The 14031-nt window shown below is 43.6% G+C and carries 27 protein-coding genes; 15 read left to right on the top strand and 12 right to left on the bottom strand.

Translation table 11 applies throughout. The features are described 5' to 3' along the window. Positions 1-22: 22 nt before the first annotated feature. Complete coding sequence (locus tag GNF10_RS17590; protein ID WP_185580117.1) at positions 23-193, top strand: hypothetical protein; 171 nt, start codon at positions 23-25, stop codon at positions 191-193. Positions 194-291: 98 nt separating this feature from the next. Here GNF10_RS17590 and GNF10_RS17585 read toward each other — a convergent pair whose 3' ends face one another. From GNF10_RS17585 to GNF10_RS17555, 8 genes are all read right to left on the bottom strand, one after another. Next, positions 292-477 carry a hypothetical protein gene (locus GNF10_RS17585; RefSeq protein ID WP_185580120.1) on the bottom strand — a complete coding sequence of 62 codons (186 nt, stop codon included), beginning with the start codon at positions 475-477 and terminating at the stop codon, positions 292-294. Next, positions 467-679, bottom strand: coding sequence for a hypothetical protein (locus GNF10_RS38630; protein ID WP_260445967.1), 213 nt, complete (start codon positions 677-679; stop codon positions 467-469). Before GNF10_RS38630 ends, GNF10_RS17585 begins: the two co-directional genes overlap by 11 nt. A gap of 3 nt (positions 680-682) precedes the next feature. Beyond that, entirely contained in the window at positions 683-1006 is a 324-nt protein-coding gene (locus GNF10_RS38625; protein ID WP_260445968.1) for a hypothetical protein, read from the bottom strand. Continuing rightward, positions 988-1260 carry a hypothetical protein gene (locus GNF10_RS17575; RefSeq protein ID WP_185580123.1) on the bottom strand — a complete coding sequence of 91 codons (273 nt, stop codon included), beginning with the start codon at positions 1258-1260 and terminating at the stop codon, positions 988-990. The genes GNF10_RS38625 and GNF10_RS17575 overlap by 19 nt, the downstream gene beginning before the upstream one ends. Beyond that, the gene (locus GNF10_RS17570; RefSeq protein WP_185580126.1) at positions 1260-1772 is read right to left on the bottom strand and encodes a hypothetical protein; all 513 of its coding nucleotides are present in this window, start codon (positions 1770-1772) and stop codon (positions 1260-1262) included. Before GNF10_RS17570 ends, GNF10_RS17575 begins: the two co-directional genes overlap by 1 nt. 9 nt (positions 1773-1781) lie before the next feature. Then, complete coding sequence (locus GNF10_RS17565) at positions 1782-2036, bottom strand: hypothetical protein (protein WP_185580129.1); 255 nt, start codon at positions 2034-2036, stop codon at positions 1782-1784. Next, a complete protein-coding gene (locus tag GNF10_RS17560; protein WP_185580131.1) occupies positions 2023-2496 on the bottom strand; it encodes a hypothetical protein in 474 nt (157 codons plus the stop codon). The genes GNF10_RS17565 and GNF10_RS17560 overlap by 14 nt, the downstream gene beginning before the upstream one ends. Before the next feature lie 113 nt (positions 2497-2609). Then, complete coding sequence (locus GNF10_RS17555; RefSeq protein ID WP_185580134.1) at positions 2610-2903, bottom strand: hypothetical protein; 294 nt, start codon at positions 2901-2903, stop codon at positions 2610-2612. Positions 2904-3165: 262 nt separating this feature from the next. Between GNF10_RS17555 and GNF10_RS17550 the strand changes: the two genes are divergently transcribed. The 3 genes from GNF10_RS17550 (at position 3166) to GNF10_RS17540 (ending at position 5078) form a co-directional block, all read left to right on the top strand. Beyond that, entirely contained in the window at positions 3166-3540 is a 375-nt protein-coding gene (locus GNF10_RS17550) for a hypothetical protein (protein WP_185580136.1), read from the top strand. A 151-nt stretch (positions 3541-3691) separates the two neighbouring features. Then, positions 3692-4387, top strand: coding sequence for a hypothetical protein (locus GNF10_RS17545; RefSeq protein ID WP_185580139.1), 696 nt, complete (start codon positions 3692-3694; stop codon positions 4385-4387). A gap of 61 nt (positions 4388-4448) precedes the next feature. Then, the gene (locus GNF10_RS17540; protein ID WP_185580142.1) at positions 4449-5078 is read left to right on the top strand and encodes a DUF4102 domain-containing protein; all 630 of its coding nucleotides are present in this window, start codon (positions 4449-4451) and stop codon (positions 5076-5078) included. Positions 5079-5167: 89 nt separating this feature from the next. Here GNF10_RS17540 and GNF10_RS17535 read toward each other — a convergent pair whose 3' ends face one another. From GNF10_RS17535 to GNF10_RS17525, 3 genes are all read right to left on the bottom strand, one after another. After that, entirely contained in the window at positions 5168-5512 is a 345-nt protein-coding gene (locus GNF10_RS17535; RefSeq protein ID WP_185580146.1) for a hypothetical protein, read from the bottom strand. 170 nt (positions 5513-5682) lie between these two features. Next, a complete protein-coding gene (locus GNF10_RS17530; protein ID WP_185580150.1) occupies positions 5683-5835 on the bottom strand; it encodes a hypothetical protein in 153 nt (50 codons plus the stop codon). Next, positions 5832-6413, bottom strand: a complete 582-nt coding sequence (locus GNF10_RS17525; RefSeq protein ID WP_185580153.1) for a tyrosine-type recombinase/integrase — start codon at positions 6411-6413, stop codon at positions 5832-5834. The genes GNF10_RS17530 and GNF10_RS17525 overlap by 4 nt, the downstream gene beginning before the upstream one ends. A 216-nt stretch (positions 6414-6629) precedes the next feature. On the opposite strand from GNF10_RS17525, the gene GNF10_RS17520 reads away from it, so the two are divergent. From GNF10_RS17520 to GNF10_RS17470, 11 genes are all read left to right on the top strand, one after another. After that, positions 6630-6935 carry a glucose-6-phosphate dehydrogenase gene (locus tag GNF10_RS17520; protein WP_185580157.1) on the top strand — a complete coding sequence of 102 codons (306 nt, stop codon included), beginning with the start codon at positions 6630-6632 and terminating at the stop codon, positions 6933-6935. A 9-nt stretch (positions 6936-6944) separates the two neighbouring features. Beyond that, positions 6945-9695: a hypothetical protein gene (locus GNF10_RS17515; RefSeq protein WP_185580161.1), complete on the top strand. Its 2751-nt coding sequence runs from the start codon at positions 6945-6947 to the stop codon at positions 9693-9695. Positions 9696-9698: 3 nt separating this feature from the next. Then, on the top strand, positions 9699-10544 hold the full coding sequence (locus GNF10_RS17510) for a hypothetical protein (protein WP_185580164.1): 846 nt from the start codon (positions 9699-9701) through the stop codon (positions 10542-10544). 130 nt (positions 10545-10674) lie between these two features. Beyond that, positions 10675-11256 (top strand): hypothetical protein, encoded by a 582-nt coding sequence (locus GNF10_RS17505; RefSeq protein WP_185580167.1) that lies wholly within the window; start codon positions 10675-10677, stop codon positions 11254-11256. Further along, a complete protein-coding gene (locus GNF10_RS17500) occupies positions 11256-11519 on the top strand; it encodes a hypothetical protein (RefSeq protein WP_185580170.1) in 264 nt (87 codons plus the stop codon). The genes GNF10_RS17505 and GNF10_RS17500 overlap by 1 nt, the downstream gene beginning before the upstream one ends. Positions 11520-11522: 3 nt before the next feature. After that, a complete protein-coding gene (locus GNF10_RS17495) occupies positions 11523-11981 on the top strand; it encodes a hypothetical protein (RefSeq protein ID WP_185580186.1) in 459 nt (152 codons plus the stop codon). A 6-nt stretch (positions 11982-11987) separates the two neighbouring features. After that, entirely contained in the window at positions 11988-12302 is a 315-nt protein-coding gene (locus GNF10_RS17490) for a hypothetical protein (protein WP_185580188.1), read from the top strand. Beyond that, the gene (locus GNF10_RS17485; protein ID WP_185580190.1) at positions 12302-12613 is read left to right on the top strand and encodes a hypothetical protein; all 312 of its coding nucleotides are present in this window, start codon (positions 12302-12304) and stop codon (positions 12611-12613) included. The genes GNF10_RS17490 and GNF10_RS17485 overlap by 1 nt, the downstream gene beginning before the upstream one ends. After that, entirely contained in the window at positions 12613-13059 is a 447-nt protein-coding gene (locus GNF10_RS17480; RefSeq protein WP_185580193.1) for a hypothetical protein, read from the top strand. The genes GNF10_RS17485 and GNF10_RS17480 overlap by 1 nt, the downstream gene beginning before the upstream one ends. An 18-nt stretch (positions 13060-13077) precedes the next feature. Beyond that, positions 13078-13497, top strand: a complete 420-nt coding sequence (locus GNF10_RS17475; protein ID WP_185580195.1) for a hypothetical protein — start codon at positions 13078-13080, stop codon at positions 13495-13497. Continuing rightward, positions 13497-13736 carry a hypothetical protein gene (locus tag GNF10_RS17470; RefSeq protein ID WP_185580197.1) on the top strand — a complete coding sequence of 80 codons (240 nt, stop codon included), beginning with the start codon at positions 13497-13499 and terminating at the stop codon, positions 13734-13736. The genes GNF10_RS17475 and GNF10_RS17470 overlap by 1 nt, the downstream gene beginning before the upstream one ends. A 51-nt stretch (positions 13737-13787) precedes the next feature. On the opposite strand, the gene GNF10_RS17465 is transcribed toward GNF10_RS17470, so the two are convergent. Next, the gene (locus tag GNF10_RS17465; protein ID WP_185580199.1) at positions 13788-13946 is read right to left on the bottom strand and encodes a hypothetical protein; all 159 of its coding nucleotides are present in this window, start codon (positions 13944-13946) and stop codon (positions 13788-13790) included. Between the last annotated feature and the right edge of the window lie 85 nt (positions 13947-14031).

Below are 14031 nucleotides of genomic sequence, written 5' to 3'. Positions count from 1 at the left end.
AAAGCCCTAAGCTGCTGTGTGTATGTGCTGTACGTCTGATTTGGACTCAGACCGCGACGCGATCAAGTGCGATCGCGTTTCGCCGGGGAGTCACTTCGGCTCATCAGGCGGTCATTCAGTTAAAAATTTTCTGTTTCATTTATTTTGGGTTTTGATTCGTAATTCCCCAGGTTCAGTACCCGTTGGTAAGTAATGTTTTTGATTGCCATAGTTGTGTGATATTTTTACTTGTTGGAATCGATTAATCAATTGCGATCGCACTTTTCAACCAGAAGCGCGATCGCTTTTGAATTAACTAGCCTTCACTTTCTCTATGAAGATTCCTCCGTGTTCATCGGGCACGCTAACAGCACTACATGGGGATTTCTCAAGGATTGCTGTTTCTTTTGGGAAATGCACTTCTAATTCGTCCTTGCTCATCTCAAAACTAACGGTTCCCTTTTCGTAAGTTAATTCGACACGATATTTACCAGCCATTTCTCTGTCCCCCCTCTAAAATTTGCTGCAACAGACGTTCTGCTTCTTCCCACTGACGGCCGCCCATTTTGAGAATTTCTTCAATAACATGGGTCTTACCTTTGACTTCCAAAAGTGACTTAATCGCCAGATAGAAAGCTTTTTTCTGGGAAGTGGAAGTGGAAGTTTCACCGCTACGATCCGCGCTCGGCTCTTTGTACAAGTGTTATAGGCTAGTGGTTAACTCCTCCTTGACTTCCGGCGGATAAGTTGGTGCAGCGCCATACATTTCATAGAGCGCTTGCTCTTGCTGTTGGGTATGCAGTCCAATTTCTACTTGTTCGAGTTCTTCATTCATTGCAGAGAGCGCTGCACGGCGGGCATCTTGCGCTATGAGTCGGCGTGACTCCTGGACTAGTTGCACTGATGCAACAAGTGCCAAGCTATAGCTGATTCCCTTGCCAATTTGGGGCAGGGGAGAAAGTGCAGCCAGCCAAAAAGCAGCCGCGCTAGCTAGTAAACAGTTGGCTTTCAACCACCGATCAACCACGAAAGCACGCCTCCCAAAATAATCGAAACTGCGATCGCAATCAGCAGGGCGTAATAGTCATGCTGCGACAATTTGAGAAACGGTCTAACAGCATCATCAGTAAGCAGTGCAAGGCACAATGCAGCGCAGCACATGATGTACACCACCCACATCACCCGAAACAAAGCAGGATGCAGCGCCCCTAGCCAAGCCACAGAGCTAGAGGCGATACACCCCAGAAGGAACCAAGCCCCCAGGTGTACCGCCTTTGCCATTAGTATTTTTCCTTGATTTTGGCTTTGAGTTCTTCAATCCGTTGCTGTGCTTTGTTCTCGGCAGTATCTAAACCAAAGCCCAGTTTTGCGTATGCGGGTCTGAGTGTATGCAGATGTCTTGCCGTGGAAGCATCAGCACGTTTTTTAGTTAGTTCACTGGATGCAACTTCCTTGATGTATTTACGATGCTCGGTGTGTACCTGTGCATCGGATTGCTCAAGAGTTTTGAGCGATTTATAAGCTCGTTTAGCCTGACGCGCCTCAAGTTTTTTTTGGGCTGCAACCTGTTTAAGTGCATCAGCCTCAGCTTTGCTAAAGTACCGTGGTGTATGATTTACTGGTGCAGTTCTTACAGTCTCCCAACTTCCCGCATTGACTGGGTTAATTACGTTTGGATCTGTTGGAGCCAGCACCCGATTTTTATCTATTCCGTGGCCCCCTGTAGAGAGCGATGATTCATTATTCTTACTGCTGGATTTTCCAGCGCTGGTAATACGTGCAAGGATTCCCATTGTTTACTCCTATCTATTACAAACCTGGTTTTTGACCTTCTCAAGCTGTTGACTTTGCGCTTTCATCTCGCGTAGCTGAACCTGATCGACGCTCTGGTAAGTTGAGATTGCACCCATGCTTAAACCGGCAACCAGTGCAGCTGCGATGATTACCAAATAAGCTGCGATGTTATTTCCGGCTGGTGCGGGTTCTGGTATGTCTGGGTAAAATTCCCCGGTGAATGGTACGACCTTACTAGTAAGCTGTCGTTTAGTCTGTTTCATCTCCTCCCTCTAGCAACATCGGCTGATATGTGGGTAAGAGTAGATGCTCTGTTCCCGCGTTTATTGCGGCGCGGAATGACAACTCGACTATTTTGCGTTGTTCAGGTGTGGGGTTAAACCGCATCTGCTTAATCCGTTGCAAAGTGCGACCGGGTAGCTGTCGGTAATATTCGTTAGCGAGGCGCTGTGAATCTTCCTCTAACAGTGATTCAAGTAAATCGGGTGCGTCGGATTCTGCATCAAAATTTGCATCGTCCTCAGTTGCATTTTTCGTTGCACGTCGGCTGTGCAACAGTTCAATTCCCGATTCTGTCCACAGTTTGACCCCATGCTCATCGGCTACAACGTGAACATCAAACTGGAACACTTCAGGGTGACGACGCAACCAACTGCGGATCGTACTTTCTGGAATCCCAGTAGCTTTGGCGGCTTCAGGAGTGGTGTACAGTTGTTGTGTCATTTCTGCTTTGCTTTGGTTGTACGGTATCCTCCTCATAGCAGGGTGGATTGCATGGACTGCTGATTACACCCAATTCAAATAATCGGCAGATACCACAATCTTCACAGTCGTTTTTACTGCTGCTCATAGTTTTGCCCCCAACGGATTTGAGAGATTATCGCTTCCATGATTCCTGCCTGGTCAGAGAGTGAAAGCTGATCTGTCATCTCTCTGGCAATAGAGTAAATTTCGCCGCGAACACCTCCGTCAAGCTGACACCCCAGACTTGATGCCAGGATCATCAATATAGAGAGCTTTTCTCGCTTGCTCATTTTCTCGAAAGCGCTGCCGTACTTTCTCTGCACTTCGTCTAAAAGTGAGTCATCGCCTGGGGTATAAGCCGTGTAGTAGCCTAGTGGCTTGGACATTGGTAAAATCTCCTCAAGATAAATAAATCCATTTGCATTAAGGGCGATCGCTAGCGAGTAGCGGTTGCCTTTTTATTTGGGCATCAGTCAAAGGGTGTTCCGCGCAATGTGGCGTGGGTGCTTGCTCCGGTTGCAACGCAAAGGGTTAGGCGTTGGGGAGCGGGTTTGTGCTACAAAATTATTTGCACGTGATAGTATCTTTAAATAGTTATTGCACGTGCAAAATCATCTAATTAGCACGTGCAATAATTTAGGGGTTACTATGCCTATAACAAATGACAGAAGAAACCACGGCAGACAAAAAGACGGTCAATGCGACTCTCAGGATGTCATCTCAGGATTGGGAAGCACTGAAAGACAAAGCGTCTCAACTAGGAATGACTCGGACACAGTTTTTCACCCAGATAGCCAGGGGGGAAATCAAGCTAGATCATGGGCTAATCCTGGAGGAGAAGCAACTCTTGGGGGAATCCATCGTAGGCTGAAAGAATTACACCAAACTTGCTTAAGTCTGATCGGCTCTCAACAAAAGCAACTTGAAACCAGCCTACACAATACTAAGCAGCTAACAGACGAGATAAATGATTTAGAGACGTTATTGGCTGAAACTTTGGAAGACATACCAGATAAAGAATAAAGCCGTTTACCTGTTTGGGTAGACGGCTTTATTCGTTGCGTATCGCGCTCATCACTTCTGGAGTGCGATCGCGGATTGTTTAGAAATGCCAAAAAGCCACCATGAATTGCGTTCGAGTGTGGCTTCCTGACTCAAAATAACTAACAGTATCATGACAGAAAATACTCTAAAAATCAATCTTCCCTGGACGGAAGAACACGAAGCATTCTGCTACAAACATCATATTTGCCCTGCTGCTAAATCACTTTGGCAATGGCTAATGAGGCAGGGTGCAATTAGTGAAGAAGTAGAGCCAGATTTATCAGAATTCAATGCCACAGTAGCCAAAGCAAGAGGTAAAGGATACTCCCATAATTACCTCAAACAGATATTTGAACAGCTAGTAGAACACAGAGTCATACAAGTTGTTAAACAGTATTCTTGGAAGATATTTAAGTTACTTGTAAGACCCCTCGAATGGTTGAAGCCACCGAGAAAGAAGCGAGAAAAAAACTTACAAAACCATAATTTAAGTTACAAATCAGACCCCTCAAATGATAAGTCTGCCGTTCCGGGTGATATACAGCAGCAGCATTCTAATTCAGATATCAACTTAGAGACTCTGTCTGAGAACGGTATACATTTTGACTCAAACGAGAAAGAAGTGCTTGAACGTCCAACTCATGAAATTAAGTTGGCACTTTTAATGTTCAATTTGCGTGGTGCGTTGGATAAAATTCTTAATCCAGAAGGCTTTATACGTCAGTGTTTAAGACAGCGATGGTGGGAGTTTCCGCGTAATTACAATCGTTTACTTGCAATGTTTGGGAACTCTACAGAGTGGGAAGAATTATTCCCCTCTGGTTAGTTTCTATGTATAAAAAAACGGCCGCTGTCACGGCCGCGAATTCTATTACTTCAAAAACATTATGAAACATAATTCTGATGTGCCTGGGCAATTAGCATTATTTGCAATTGCACCAACTGAACAAAGGACTACCGTTCACGATCCTTACTGGGATGAATTAGAAACTGCCCCCCAACAAGTAGAGGATAATCGCTGGAATCCTGCTGACTTTGGAGAAGTGCCCCGAAAAGCAGGCAATGACGGTCAGCTAACAATTTTCTACGATGACACCCATGAACCTCCAGACTCAGATGATTATCAAAGTGTTAATGATTATCATCTGGCTTGGGCTGAGTGGAGAATACGTGTTGGGGGGCAAGTTAAAGATGACACTATTGAAACCACAGTAGAAACTCGTGCCAATGGTCAGGTTAGATTAGCTACTAAAAAAACTGCCCCCCAACACGATACCCACTGGGTAGAGAAGTACTGGGTAGAAAGGGCTACTAATAAATATTGGTATTTTCAGTACTGCTGGATGTCAGGCAGGAAGATTAACCGCCTTTACCTGGGCAGTGTGGATAGTATTATCGCCAAGCGTAAAAGGGCAGATGTGGAAATTGCGATCGCAGATGGTAAGCTTCCATCTGATATTGAGAAACTAATCCGAGGCTGGAAAAATGAATCGCCCACCATGCCCAAGATGCAATAAGGTAACACTAATTTTTAAAAACGGAAGCTATAAATTGTCTGACCAGACAGTAGTACAAAGATGGTTTTGTCAGAGATGCCGCAAAGGTTTTAGTCCTTCAACAGTTCAGGAGACTCCTGAACCAATTTCTGAAACTTCCGCAGTTCATCCCATGCACGGGTGCTAGTGTCCAGCTTCCTAGAATTCTGGTTAGGGTGGTAATTGTGGCGTTTAAATTCGATGTATCGATCAATCAGCCCAAGGGTGAATTCCTGTAAAAAATCCCCTTTCAGCATGGGGATATTACGAGATTTATCAGTTTTCAGCTTGGAATCTACCGCTCTAGCGTAAGCCAAAATGTCACTCTTAAGCACAATCGGCACGCGGATCGATGTCGTCTTCCCACCGTTCCAGCCAGGCTGCCAAGTAGTGCTTGTGGGGCCGCCTTTACTCATCTTTATTGCCTCTATTGCGTGTTACAAGGCAATATTACAGTCTAATCCCCAATCCCCAACGCCCAATAAAATGCGATCGCGCTCATAAGCTAAAGTGCGATCGCAGTTGTTGCATTATTTTGTGAGTAAAACATCTATTGGTTTGAGCTTATCCGCCCCAGTAAGCTTTGTCACAGATTTGGGTAAACGCGATCAACCTCATCCCATGCCTGGTTACTAAGATTCTCCAGTGCCATAGCCAAATACAAAGGATGGTCGTATTCCCCGTGCTGCAAGCGCTCAAAGAATATCTCAATTTGCAGGAATAGGAGCTTGGTGTTCATAGAGTTGCGATCGCGTGCTTAACGTCTTCGTCGGAAACTTCGATATAACGCGAAAGCACCTTCAAGTCAGTGTGACCCGTTGCTTTTTTAATCGTCGCCAAACTCACTCCTCGGTTTGCCAGCTTGGTGATAAAGCTCCGGCGGGTGGAATGGGTCGATATACCTTTGGCTGTTAACCCGGCTCTCTCTACAGCTGTGCGTAAAATCTGGTCGGCTCCTCTTAACCCCATCGGTTCATCCCCAGTTCTGGACGGAAATAACCAAACTGAACCCGGTTCTGGCTTATATGCTGCTAGCAATTCAGCCAAAGTGTCATGAACTGGCACTTGGCGAGTTTGTCGTTTCCCGTTTGGGGTGGCCTTGCGAGTCCTGGCGCGAAAGTTGATATAGTCGCTTGGAGTGCCATCAAGGTTGTACACATCAAGAAGTTTTAACTTCACCAGCGCACCCCACCTTTCCCCGGTATACCAAGCTAGATCCAAAAGTAGTTTATATTTTTGACTGCGGATCTGCTTACGAATTTTGGAATAATCCGCGTCGGTCAAAACTGCGGCTTGTCCATTTCGATTATTTTTCATTTTATTTTTTACTTCTGCCTATTCCGGTTTAACCATTGAGCAAGGTTAAACCGGAATATTCCTAATTTTGAGTATTAGAAATATTAGACTAAATGCTATTAGCAGCAAGGGTTACACGTCCTCAGTGAATGTTCTTGTTTTACATAAAACTGGAACATTTACACAAATTTGATTGACCCATAAAACTGAAGAGTAACTAATTACAAATCTCTTCAAATGACCACAATTAATATTGCTACCGACATTCCATCACAAATTGAAACCCTTGAACAACTACACGCATGGACAGCTTACGCACTATTTGCCATAAACCCAACCATAACTGTGATTGAGGGTGTCGGGTATACGGAACGTGTAGCTCAATGTGGGAAGTTTTGGGTAGCAGCTGACGCTAAAAGTCGTTTGATTTCTCGCACGTCGTTAGAAGTTTCATCTGATGAATTAAGCGGTAGTGCCAAGCCTTGGATGTACGTTCAACCAATCTCAAATACCGCTATACCCTCGTCATTTAAAGCCAATTAAGGTAAATTTGTGAGCGACAATCCCAGAGAATTCAGTTCAATTGATAGCAGTGATGCAAATCTGCATGGGTCGCTCACAAACCGCCCTGCGAGCGGCGTTCCTGCTGGCGATCCAATAGATTTAGAAGCATTAAATAGACAGGTAATAAATCAGCGTACTCAGCAAGATTACGTTTATAAGGAATCTTCAGCAGAATATGTTTTGCGGCGTGAGCGAGAAATCGCGGCTGCTCAACGTGTTCGGCAGGAAACGGCAGACGCAAGAGCCGCTCAAGCTTTGCAAGCTCAGCGCAACCAAAACCAAAGAAACGAACTTTCAAACAGAATAAATAACAACACACCGACAGATCCAGGAGTAGGAACGCCTGCACCTGGATCACAGGTGCCACAGCCCCGCTCAACGCCGGAACGTCAGCCTCCACCCTCAACCGGTTCGCCTCCTCCAACACCAAGGGATACAGCCGCACGAGCAAATTCATTGGTCGAGCCAACCGCAACTCCAACAACGGGTTCTCTAAAGCAAGCAATTAGCAATGGTATTGGCGCAGCACAAGGAATCTTACCTCGCGCACTGCCACAATCCGCAGGAAGGTTAGTTATTCCAGGAGTAGGAGCAGGATTAGTACTTACAAGCCGCTTGGTCGCGGGACAGTCTATCGGTCAAGCCGTTACGGGAACTGCCGGAACTCTTATTGGCAGTGGGGCAGGACTACTTGTGGGTACTGCGATCGGCGGGCCGATTGGTGGTGTTGTTGGAAGTATGATCGGTGGCTTCGTTGGAGGTTACATCGGTGATGCTCTCTATGCAAGCTTCTTACCTAAGCCAGTGCCAGATCAGCCACTACATAGACCTAATTACACCTTAACAATATATGGTCAATCATCAGGTGTTCTATATGTTGTAATTGTTTCCAAATTCAATTCCTTTGGAGAACTTGTAGAAAGCCGGACTTTTGAATTGTATGGATCAATAATCGGCATACAAGAAACTGCCGCAGACGACAATAAATACAATGCAAAATTTTTAAGCTCCGGTGGTAACGTTATTACCGAACTGGGCGACTCAACAAGCCGATGGAAAATAGACTCTATTCGGCGCAAAGATGGCGCAATTGATATATACCCGGAAAACGGTTCACCAGCGCCTCCACCCGATAATGCTCCTTACCGATACGATCCTTCACCAATCGGCAATGATAATACTGTGCCATCTGGCACTCCAGTAGCAGGCGCAAACAAAGGCATATCAAGGAATGTAGCTCCCTCCCTGCCAAGCAATAACATACCAAATGGAGCGCCATTTTTCACCGGGCATGGTGGACTAGCACCGAGCTACTTACCAAATCCTACACAGACTCCATCTAACCTTGGCGGATTACTCCCCTCAGCCAAACCAGCGCAACAGCCGCCGCCATTCGCAGAACCCGATGATATAGCTACGCCTACATCATCTGCTGGCACTGGCTCGCGTATTGAAAATGGGGTGGTAACACAGCCGAAATCATCAAATGCACAACTCATCCCCTTGAGTTCAAGTAGGGTAACAGTTCCCGGCACTTCTTCCCCGACACCAGGAAAGCAAATTCCTACACCCGATGGGATTTCACCTACTCCAAAAGCGGATGGTGCCCCATCTCCAAAAACACCACAAGAGGTACAGGCAGACCAGACTACAAAGATAATCGAGCAACAGAAAAAAGATTTTGATGACCAGATTGGACGCATCACAGCAATTGCCACTGCAATCGCCGCCCTAACACCAGCAATTCAGGGAATACCGGATGCGATCGCAAAATCCCCAGCCGTCCAAGCTGCCACAGGCACTACTGTACAAAGTGCAGTTTGTGAAATTGCCCAGCCTAACGGTTGCCTTGGTGCGCCAATTCAGAGGGCAGAGGATGCAGCAAAGGCAAATGGAAATAAGCTCAACGACATTTTGACCGGATTAAATACCGCAGGGAGTGCTGCACAATTGGCCCTCTTAGACACCATCAACGGCAAGCTTGGCGATCAATTACCGGGTGGAATTGGTGGGAAATTATCTCGGTTTGCTGATTGGATGCACTTGGATAGAGTGCTAAATATTTTAATTTTAGCTGCGACCTTCCATAACGCTTTGATGCTCTCAAACGACATAGGACAAACCCTAGTCGGAGCTATTAATAATCTGCTTCAATTAATAGGATTAAAAAAGGAAGATGGGAGCGCTTTTGATATTGGTTCTGTAATTAGTGGCTCTATTGAAAATTTGATAAAAGGGGCAATTGGTGCTGATAACTATACCGAGTTGAAAGAAGCGTGGGCTAAAGCCAACAGAATATATCAAGCAACTACTAATGTAATTAATAGTTTTTTGAATTTATCCCAAACTATTCTACAAGCTTCTGAATTAATAGCAGCTTACACCGGGAAGATAGGAAATGCTTTGAGAAAAGGTGGAATCATTCTTGAAAGCGCCTATGGCTGGATGAATCCTCAGCCTAAATTCAATCGTGTCACGCAAACCTTAGAAAGTTTGCAAAACGGGGCAAGCACTATACAGATGGTGACGCAAGCACCATTAGATGTGGTGAATGCCGTAACAGAATCAACAACGGCTGCAACCGAATTTGTAAAAGCGGTAAAAGAAGATGACAAGCCTGCAAATAAAGCTACACCTATCCCAGAACCCGACGAATTAAAAGCCAAGGAAACTCAGTCCAAGACTGATTCTCAGCCACTGAATTTTGATTTTTCAGATTTATTTGACGGGGAGGATTAAAGAATGTCCCTACCAGAAGGTTTTGATAATATTGAACATCTTCAGACAACCTGGAATCAAGAACATAATCGCCGGGTTGACAGATATTTTAAAGATGTTCAAGGCAATGGTGATTTATCTGGTATTAGACCATCTTTAAAGCTCGCTTGCAGAGCTTTAGACAATGATAATATGTACGCCTCTTGGATGCGTTCAGATTTGTTTTACAACATTATTGGTTACGGTAAAAAAAATCTCGCTGTTTTTTATGGGAATAGACTTGACACAGCTCCTCCGGTTGCTGGACATCCCCAGTTATTTTTTGTTTTCTCTCAAGATAGTTCAGCGTCACCAAGCGAAGAATCACCCATACAGCATGAAAAGTCTGTTAGACTAATGAAATTTTCTTGTTCATCTGGAAATACTAAACCAGCTATTTCCAAATCTAATATGACAGAAATCGCTAACGAAATTAAAACCACTTTTTTATCAAGTAGCAGAGGAATAACTTACACCACTGGAAATAAATCAGCTAGTTACACCGACCCTGACAATGGATTTCCTAAAGGGAATTATTTACTGGTAAATTCCAGAACTGACGCAGTAGAAATTTATCAAAAAATTTGTAACGTGATTGATGTACCCTTTCAAGCAGAAAGGGTAATCGTGAACGATCCAGACAAACCCAGTACAACAACGGCTACAGCCGGGAAAGTCACGATCTTAGGCAAACAGGTACAAAACCGCAGGTATAGACCTGTGGCGATTCTCCGTTTTAGGAGTGCTTACATATCTTTGGGCAATCTTGTTCCACCTATCTTTTTGCTAGACACAACGCTTCAGAACCAGGGATTAGTCAAATATCCTTGATGTGCAATAGTTTTTCTAAAGTGACTGCGGCTGAGAATAAAGATAAAAACCTATTAGGTTTCCGTAGAAAATTCTAAGGATTTTAAAGGGCTAGAGTGGGTGACATCTGTAACAACTATCACCAGTAATTATGGGCTTTAGAGACCTAAACCGATATCCACTGCAAAAAGCTCGGTATGACAAATATAAAGCGTGGCTTGACTCGACTCCTCAAGAACGTCAGCAGAAATTTGCAACTGTTACTGACGAAACCAAGCGGGCAAGCGCAGAAAAAGAAGCAGGCTATATTTCTCCCTTTGGCACGGCTGGTACTACAAAAATTTATCTTCCAGCTCGATTAATTAAGAGCGATCAAACTGGGCAGGGATCTGGCGTGGCTGAGGTGCTACGTGGGCTGCTTGCTAACTACACCACCACTGCCGCCGAATTTGCCGCATTAACCACGCCAATTGAGATTGATGCAAAAAAATTCAAGTTTGCCAAGCTAACGCTTACGGCTGTTGTGCCTGGGACTGTAAAAAAAGCTAGCCGGATTACTGGTGTCGAGTACAAAAAACCCGATGTAGATTCTGTTACCTCTCCTTTTGGTCAAAATGCTGGTGGTCAAGCTTACGACGCGGCTGTTTTAGCCATAAAAGGGGAATCGGCTTATGCAACCTTCTTGGCAGGAAACAGCGGTAAAAATCGGGCTAGATTCACTCCTGAAGGTTAATGAGCAAGATAGCAGAACGAACTGGAATTATTTGGACTCCAGATGATCCGTTAGACCTGTTATCTGTTGATGTTGATGGTAACTGTTCTGAATTCGAATTTCAGGGAATGCTTGCCATCAATCAAGCGGGTAGAGATTGGCTAACCGGGGAAATTGATATTGTTGAATATCTCGATAGATTGGAACATTACGGCATTCTTAATCCATTTGAAATTGTAGACGAATTTACCGATCACATTGATTTTGTAATCTCCCATGCTTGAAGTATGACGCGCAATTTACAGCTAGGGATAGAAAGTAATTGGCAATTGCAATACAGTGATTCTTTCCCGGCTGTAAGTTATCTAAACGATTCAGCAGGCAAGCCAATTTATCAAAGGATAACTGAGATAAATATTCCTGTAATCTTTGATAAATCCATCATTGCCGTGGCTGTGAATACTAGTGTTCCTGTAGGGAAAATTTGGAAGTATGCGGGATACTTGCGCCGCAGCTTGACAACTGGATTGGGTGCAAGCTTCGTAGGTGAACCGGAAAGCTTATTTTTAGGGAAATTCAACTTAATCATTTTTGATGATTTGAATATTAATTACTTCTTATCACTTCAAGTACCTAAATGGTTTATCAACGCTAATATTGCTATTTACCAATATGAAGGTATAGATAGAAGCACGATAGAAGATGATATACAAGCAATAAAATTAGCGCTAGGAATATCTTTGTAAAAAGTAATGATCAACAATGTATCAGCAGGTAATTCTAGTAATAAGTTTACTACTTGTACTAATGGCGAAAAAAGCTTATCGGCAAATGATAAGACTGAGATTTTAAATGCTAATCCCAATAGAAAATACTCAGCATTTATCAATAATTCCAGTGTAGATATTACTTTAATATTGGGTGACACAGCCCAAGGGGGAATAGGTAAAGGAATTATCCTCAATCCTCGTGGTAGCTACGAAATTAATGCTAATAACCTGTATCTAGGAAAGGTTTCGGCTATCGCTGCATCTCTTTGTAAACTTTCGCTTGTGGAGTGTATTTAATGGCTCTTTTTAATCCGGCAGCAGTTACAGTCAGCGCATCAACTAGCGGAACTTCAACCCCAACTACTGTTGCTTCTAGCGCTAGCAGTGTGACAATTCTTGCTTCTAATTCCAATCGCAAAGGCGCGACAATTTGGAATGATAGTACCGCTAATTTATTTATTGAATTTGCCGCAACAGCAACAACTAGCGCTTTTACTGCCAAGTTATCATCTGACGGATATTTTGAAGTGCCATTTAATTACACTGGCGTAATTAGTGGCATTTGGTCAGCAGCGAATGGTAATGCTTTGGTGCGGGAGCTAACTTAATGCCTTTATACGCAGCGCTTCCAGAATTATTACTTCCTAATGGCTTTACTCACTGGCATGACGAGAGCGAAGTCCTTAATGGTGGGCAAATTAAAACCGATACAAATGCTGTACTTGCCTATGGGTGTGAAATTTACCAAAATCCGCCAGCGCTTAATGATAGCTTTAGTTTCAAGAAGTTACTAGCAGCAGGAAGTTACAACCTTTTTGTATTAACTGTTTTAGGCTTAAATCTCGGAAAATTGAAGTTAGAAATTGATGGTAATTTGGCTTTTGATGATATGGATTTCTACAGTTCTCCTGTCATCTATAACGCCATGCCTCAAAGAGCTATTACCATCCCTAGTGATGGATTACATGAATTCAAATTTACTGTATTTACAAAAAATCCTGCCTCCAGTAATTATTATTTTTCTGGTCGCAAAATATGGGCGAGAAAAATATAATAATTCCGATTTAAACAAATGCCTCCCACTTCATCAACAATAGCTGTTACTAATAGCACAGGAATCACACTAACATTAGAATCTACTGGCATACTTTTAGGGATATTAGTAAGTGCATCAGTTCTGGGCGCTATGGCAGTGCAACTGATTACAAAGATGAATAAAATCTCATCTTCTATTGCCCAAATAGAAGAGGCAATGAAGGAACACGCTAGAGATGCGGAGAAAATTCGCCAATTAGAAAAAACGCTGGATTTACATATTCAAGAATATGTAAATAGAAAAGATGTTATTCAAATGGTTTTGGGTCAACTAGACCAAAAAATAAATCATAAATTCAAACGACTGCTTTTTTACACCAGAGACGTACAGCGCTTTTTGCAGAAAGATACTAATTTCAGTATTAGAGAGTATGAGGAAAATACCCAGGAAGAATAATGGATAAAGTTCCTATGGATCAAGAAAAATTGCTCACGATCCTAAATGAGCTAAATGCCAAGATGACGGAGATGATTCAGATCCATGAACTCAGGTACAGCCTTTTATCAACGCGCATACAAGAGCTAGAAACCGTCAACACTTCACAACGCGCTCAGTTATTCGAGCGGGTACAAGATTTAGAACAGTTTCAGCGTGAGTGCGAAACCGCGCAGGAATACGAACGCGATCGCAGTTAGTCACTGGGGATTCAGGGTAACTGGAAGTTTTATAGGGACTCTAGACAAATTCTAGTCACTGGGGATTCTATCAACTAATAGTTCTTCGGCAGCATCACTTTCGCCGAGAAAGTTTTGCACCAAGAAGAAATCCATGATTTTATCGTGGCGGAAGTACCATTCTTTCTTGGCTTCGCCTTTTTCATCTTGCCACTGACGGCTGACTACCATTTTGTATTTAGGGCTTGCTGGTTAAGACTGAAACCCTTGTATAAATAGTGATTGAAGTCTATAAATCGAACAAAAGTGCAAGGCA

The sequence above is a fragment of the Nostoc sp. UCD121 genome (assembly GCF_014222285.1).
Taxonomy (GTDB): Bacteria; Cyanobacteriota; Cyanobacteriia; order Cyanobacteriales; family Nostocaceae; genus Nostoc.
This window is presented reverse-complemented; position numbering and strand designations above follow the sequence as displayed.

Excerpts from the sequence above, each read along its gene's own strand:
- GNF10_RS17590 (WP_185580117.1), top strand. The coding sequence starts at position 23 with ATGTGCTGTACGTCTGATTTGGACTCAGACCGCGACGCGATCAAGTGC.
- GNF10_RS17585 (WP_185580120.1), bottom strand. The coding sequence starts at position 477 with ATGGCTGGTAAATATCGTGTCGAATTAACTTACGAAAAGGGAACCGTT.
- GNF10_RS17575 (WP_185580123.1), bottom strand. The coding sequence starts at position 1,260 with ATGGCAAAGGCGGTACACCTGGGGGCTTGGTTCCTTCTGGGGTGTATC.
- GNF10_RS17570 (WP_185580126.1), bottom strand. The coding sequence starts at position 1,772 with ATGGGAATCCTTGCACGTATTACCAGCGCTGGAAAATCCAGCAGTAAG.
- GNF10_RS17565 (WP_185580129.1), bottom strand. The coding sequence starts at position 2,036 with ATGAAACAGACTAAACGACAGCTTACTAGTAAGGTCGTACCATTCACC.
- GNF10_RS17560 (WP_185580131.1), bottom strand. The coding sequence starts at position 2,496 with ATGACACAACAACTGTACACCACTCCTGAAGCCGCCAAAGCTACTGGG.
- GNF10_RS17555 (WP_185580134.1), bottom strand. The coding sequence starts at position 2,903 with ATGTCCAAGCCACTAGGCTACTACACGGCTTATACCCCAGGCGATGAC.
- GNF10_RS17550 (WP_185580136.1), top strand. The coding sequence starts at position 3,166 with ATGCCTATAACAAATGACAGAAGAAACCACGGCAGACAAAAAGACGGT.
- GNF10_RS17545 (WP_185580139.1), top strand. The coding sequence starts at position 3,692 with ATGACAGAAAATACTCTAAAAATCAATCTTCCCTGGACGGAAGAACAC.
- GNF10_RS17540 (WP_185580142.1), top strand. The coding sequence starts at position 4,449 with ATGAAACATAATTCTGATGTGCCTGGGCAATTAGCATTATTTGCAATT.
- GNF10_RS17535 (WP_185580146.1), bottom strand. The coding sequence starts at position 5,512 with ATGAGTAAAGGCGGCCCCACAAGCACTACTTGGCAGCCTGGCTGGAAC.
- GNF10_RS17530 (WP_185580150.1), bottom strand. The coding sequence starts at position 5,835 with ATGAACACCAAGCTCCTATTCCTGCAAATTGAGATATTCTTTGAGCGC.
- GNF10_RS17525 (WP_185580153.1), bottom strand. The coding sequence starts at position 6,413 with ATGAAAAATAATCGAAATGGACAAGCCGCAGTTTTGACCGACGCGGAT.
- GNF10_RS17520 (WP_185580157.1), top strand. The coding sequence starts at position 6,630 with ATGACCACAATTAATATTGCTACCGACATTCCATCACAAATTGAAACC.
- GNF10_RS17510 (WP_185580164.1), top strand. The coding sequence starts at position 9,699 with ATGTCCCTACCAGAAGGTTTTGATAATATTGAACATCTTCAGACAACC.
- GNF10_RS17505 (WP_185580167.1), top strand. The coding sequence starts at position 10,675 with ATGGGCTTTAGAGACCTAAACCGATATCCACTGCAAAAAGCTCGGTAT.
- GNF10_RS17500 (WP_185580170.1), top strand. The coding sequence starts at position 11,256 with ATGAGCAAGATAGCAGAACGAACTGGAATTATTTGGACTCCAGATGAT.
- GNF10_RS17495 (WP_185580186.1), top strand. The coding sequence starts at position 11,523 with ATGACGCGCAATTTACAGCTAGGGATAGAAAGTAATTGGCAATTGCAA.
- GNF10_RS17490 (WP_185580188.1), top strand. The coding sequence starts at position 11,988 with ATGATCAACAATGTATCAGCAGGTAATTCTAGTAATAAGTTTACTACT.
- GNF10_RS17485 (WP_185580190.1), top strand. The coding sequence starts at position 12,302 with ATGGCTCTTTTTAATCCGGCAGCAGTTACAGTCAGCGCATCAACTAGC.
- GNF10_RS17480 (WP_185580193.1), top strand. The coding sequence starts at position 12,613 with ATGCCTTTATACGCAGCGCTTCCAGAATTATTACTTCCTAATGGCTTT.
- GNF10_RS17475 (WP_185580195.1), top strand. The coding sequence starts at position 13,078 with ATGCCTCCCACTTCATCAACAATAGCTGTTACTAATAGCACAGGAATC.
- GNF10_RS17470 (WP_185580197.1), top strand. The coding sequence starts at position 13,497 with ATGGATAAAGTTCCTATGGATCAAGAAAAATTGCTCACGATCCTAAAT.
- GNF10_RS17465 (WP_185580199.1), bottom strand. The coding sequence starts at position 13,946 with ATGGTAGTCAGCCGTCAGTGGCAAGATGAAAAAGGCGAAGCCAAGAAA.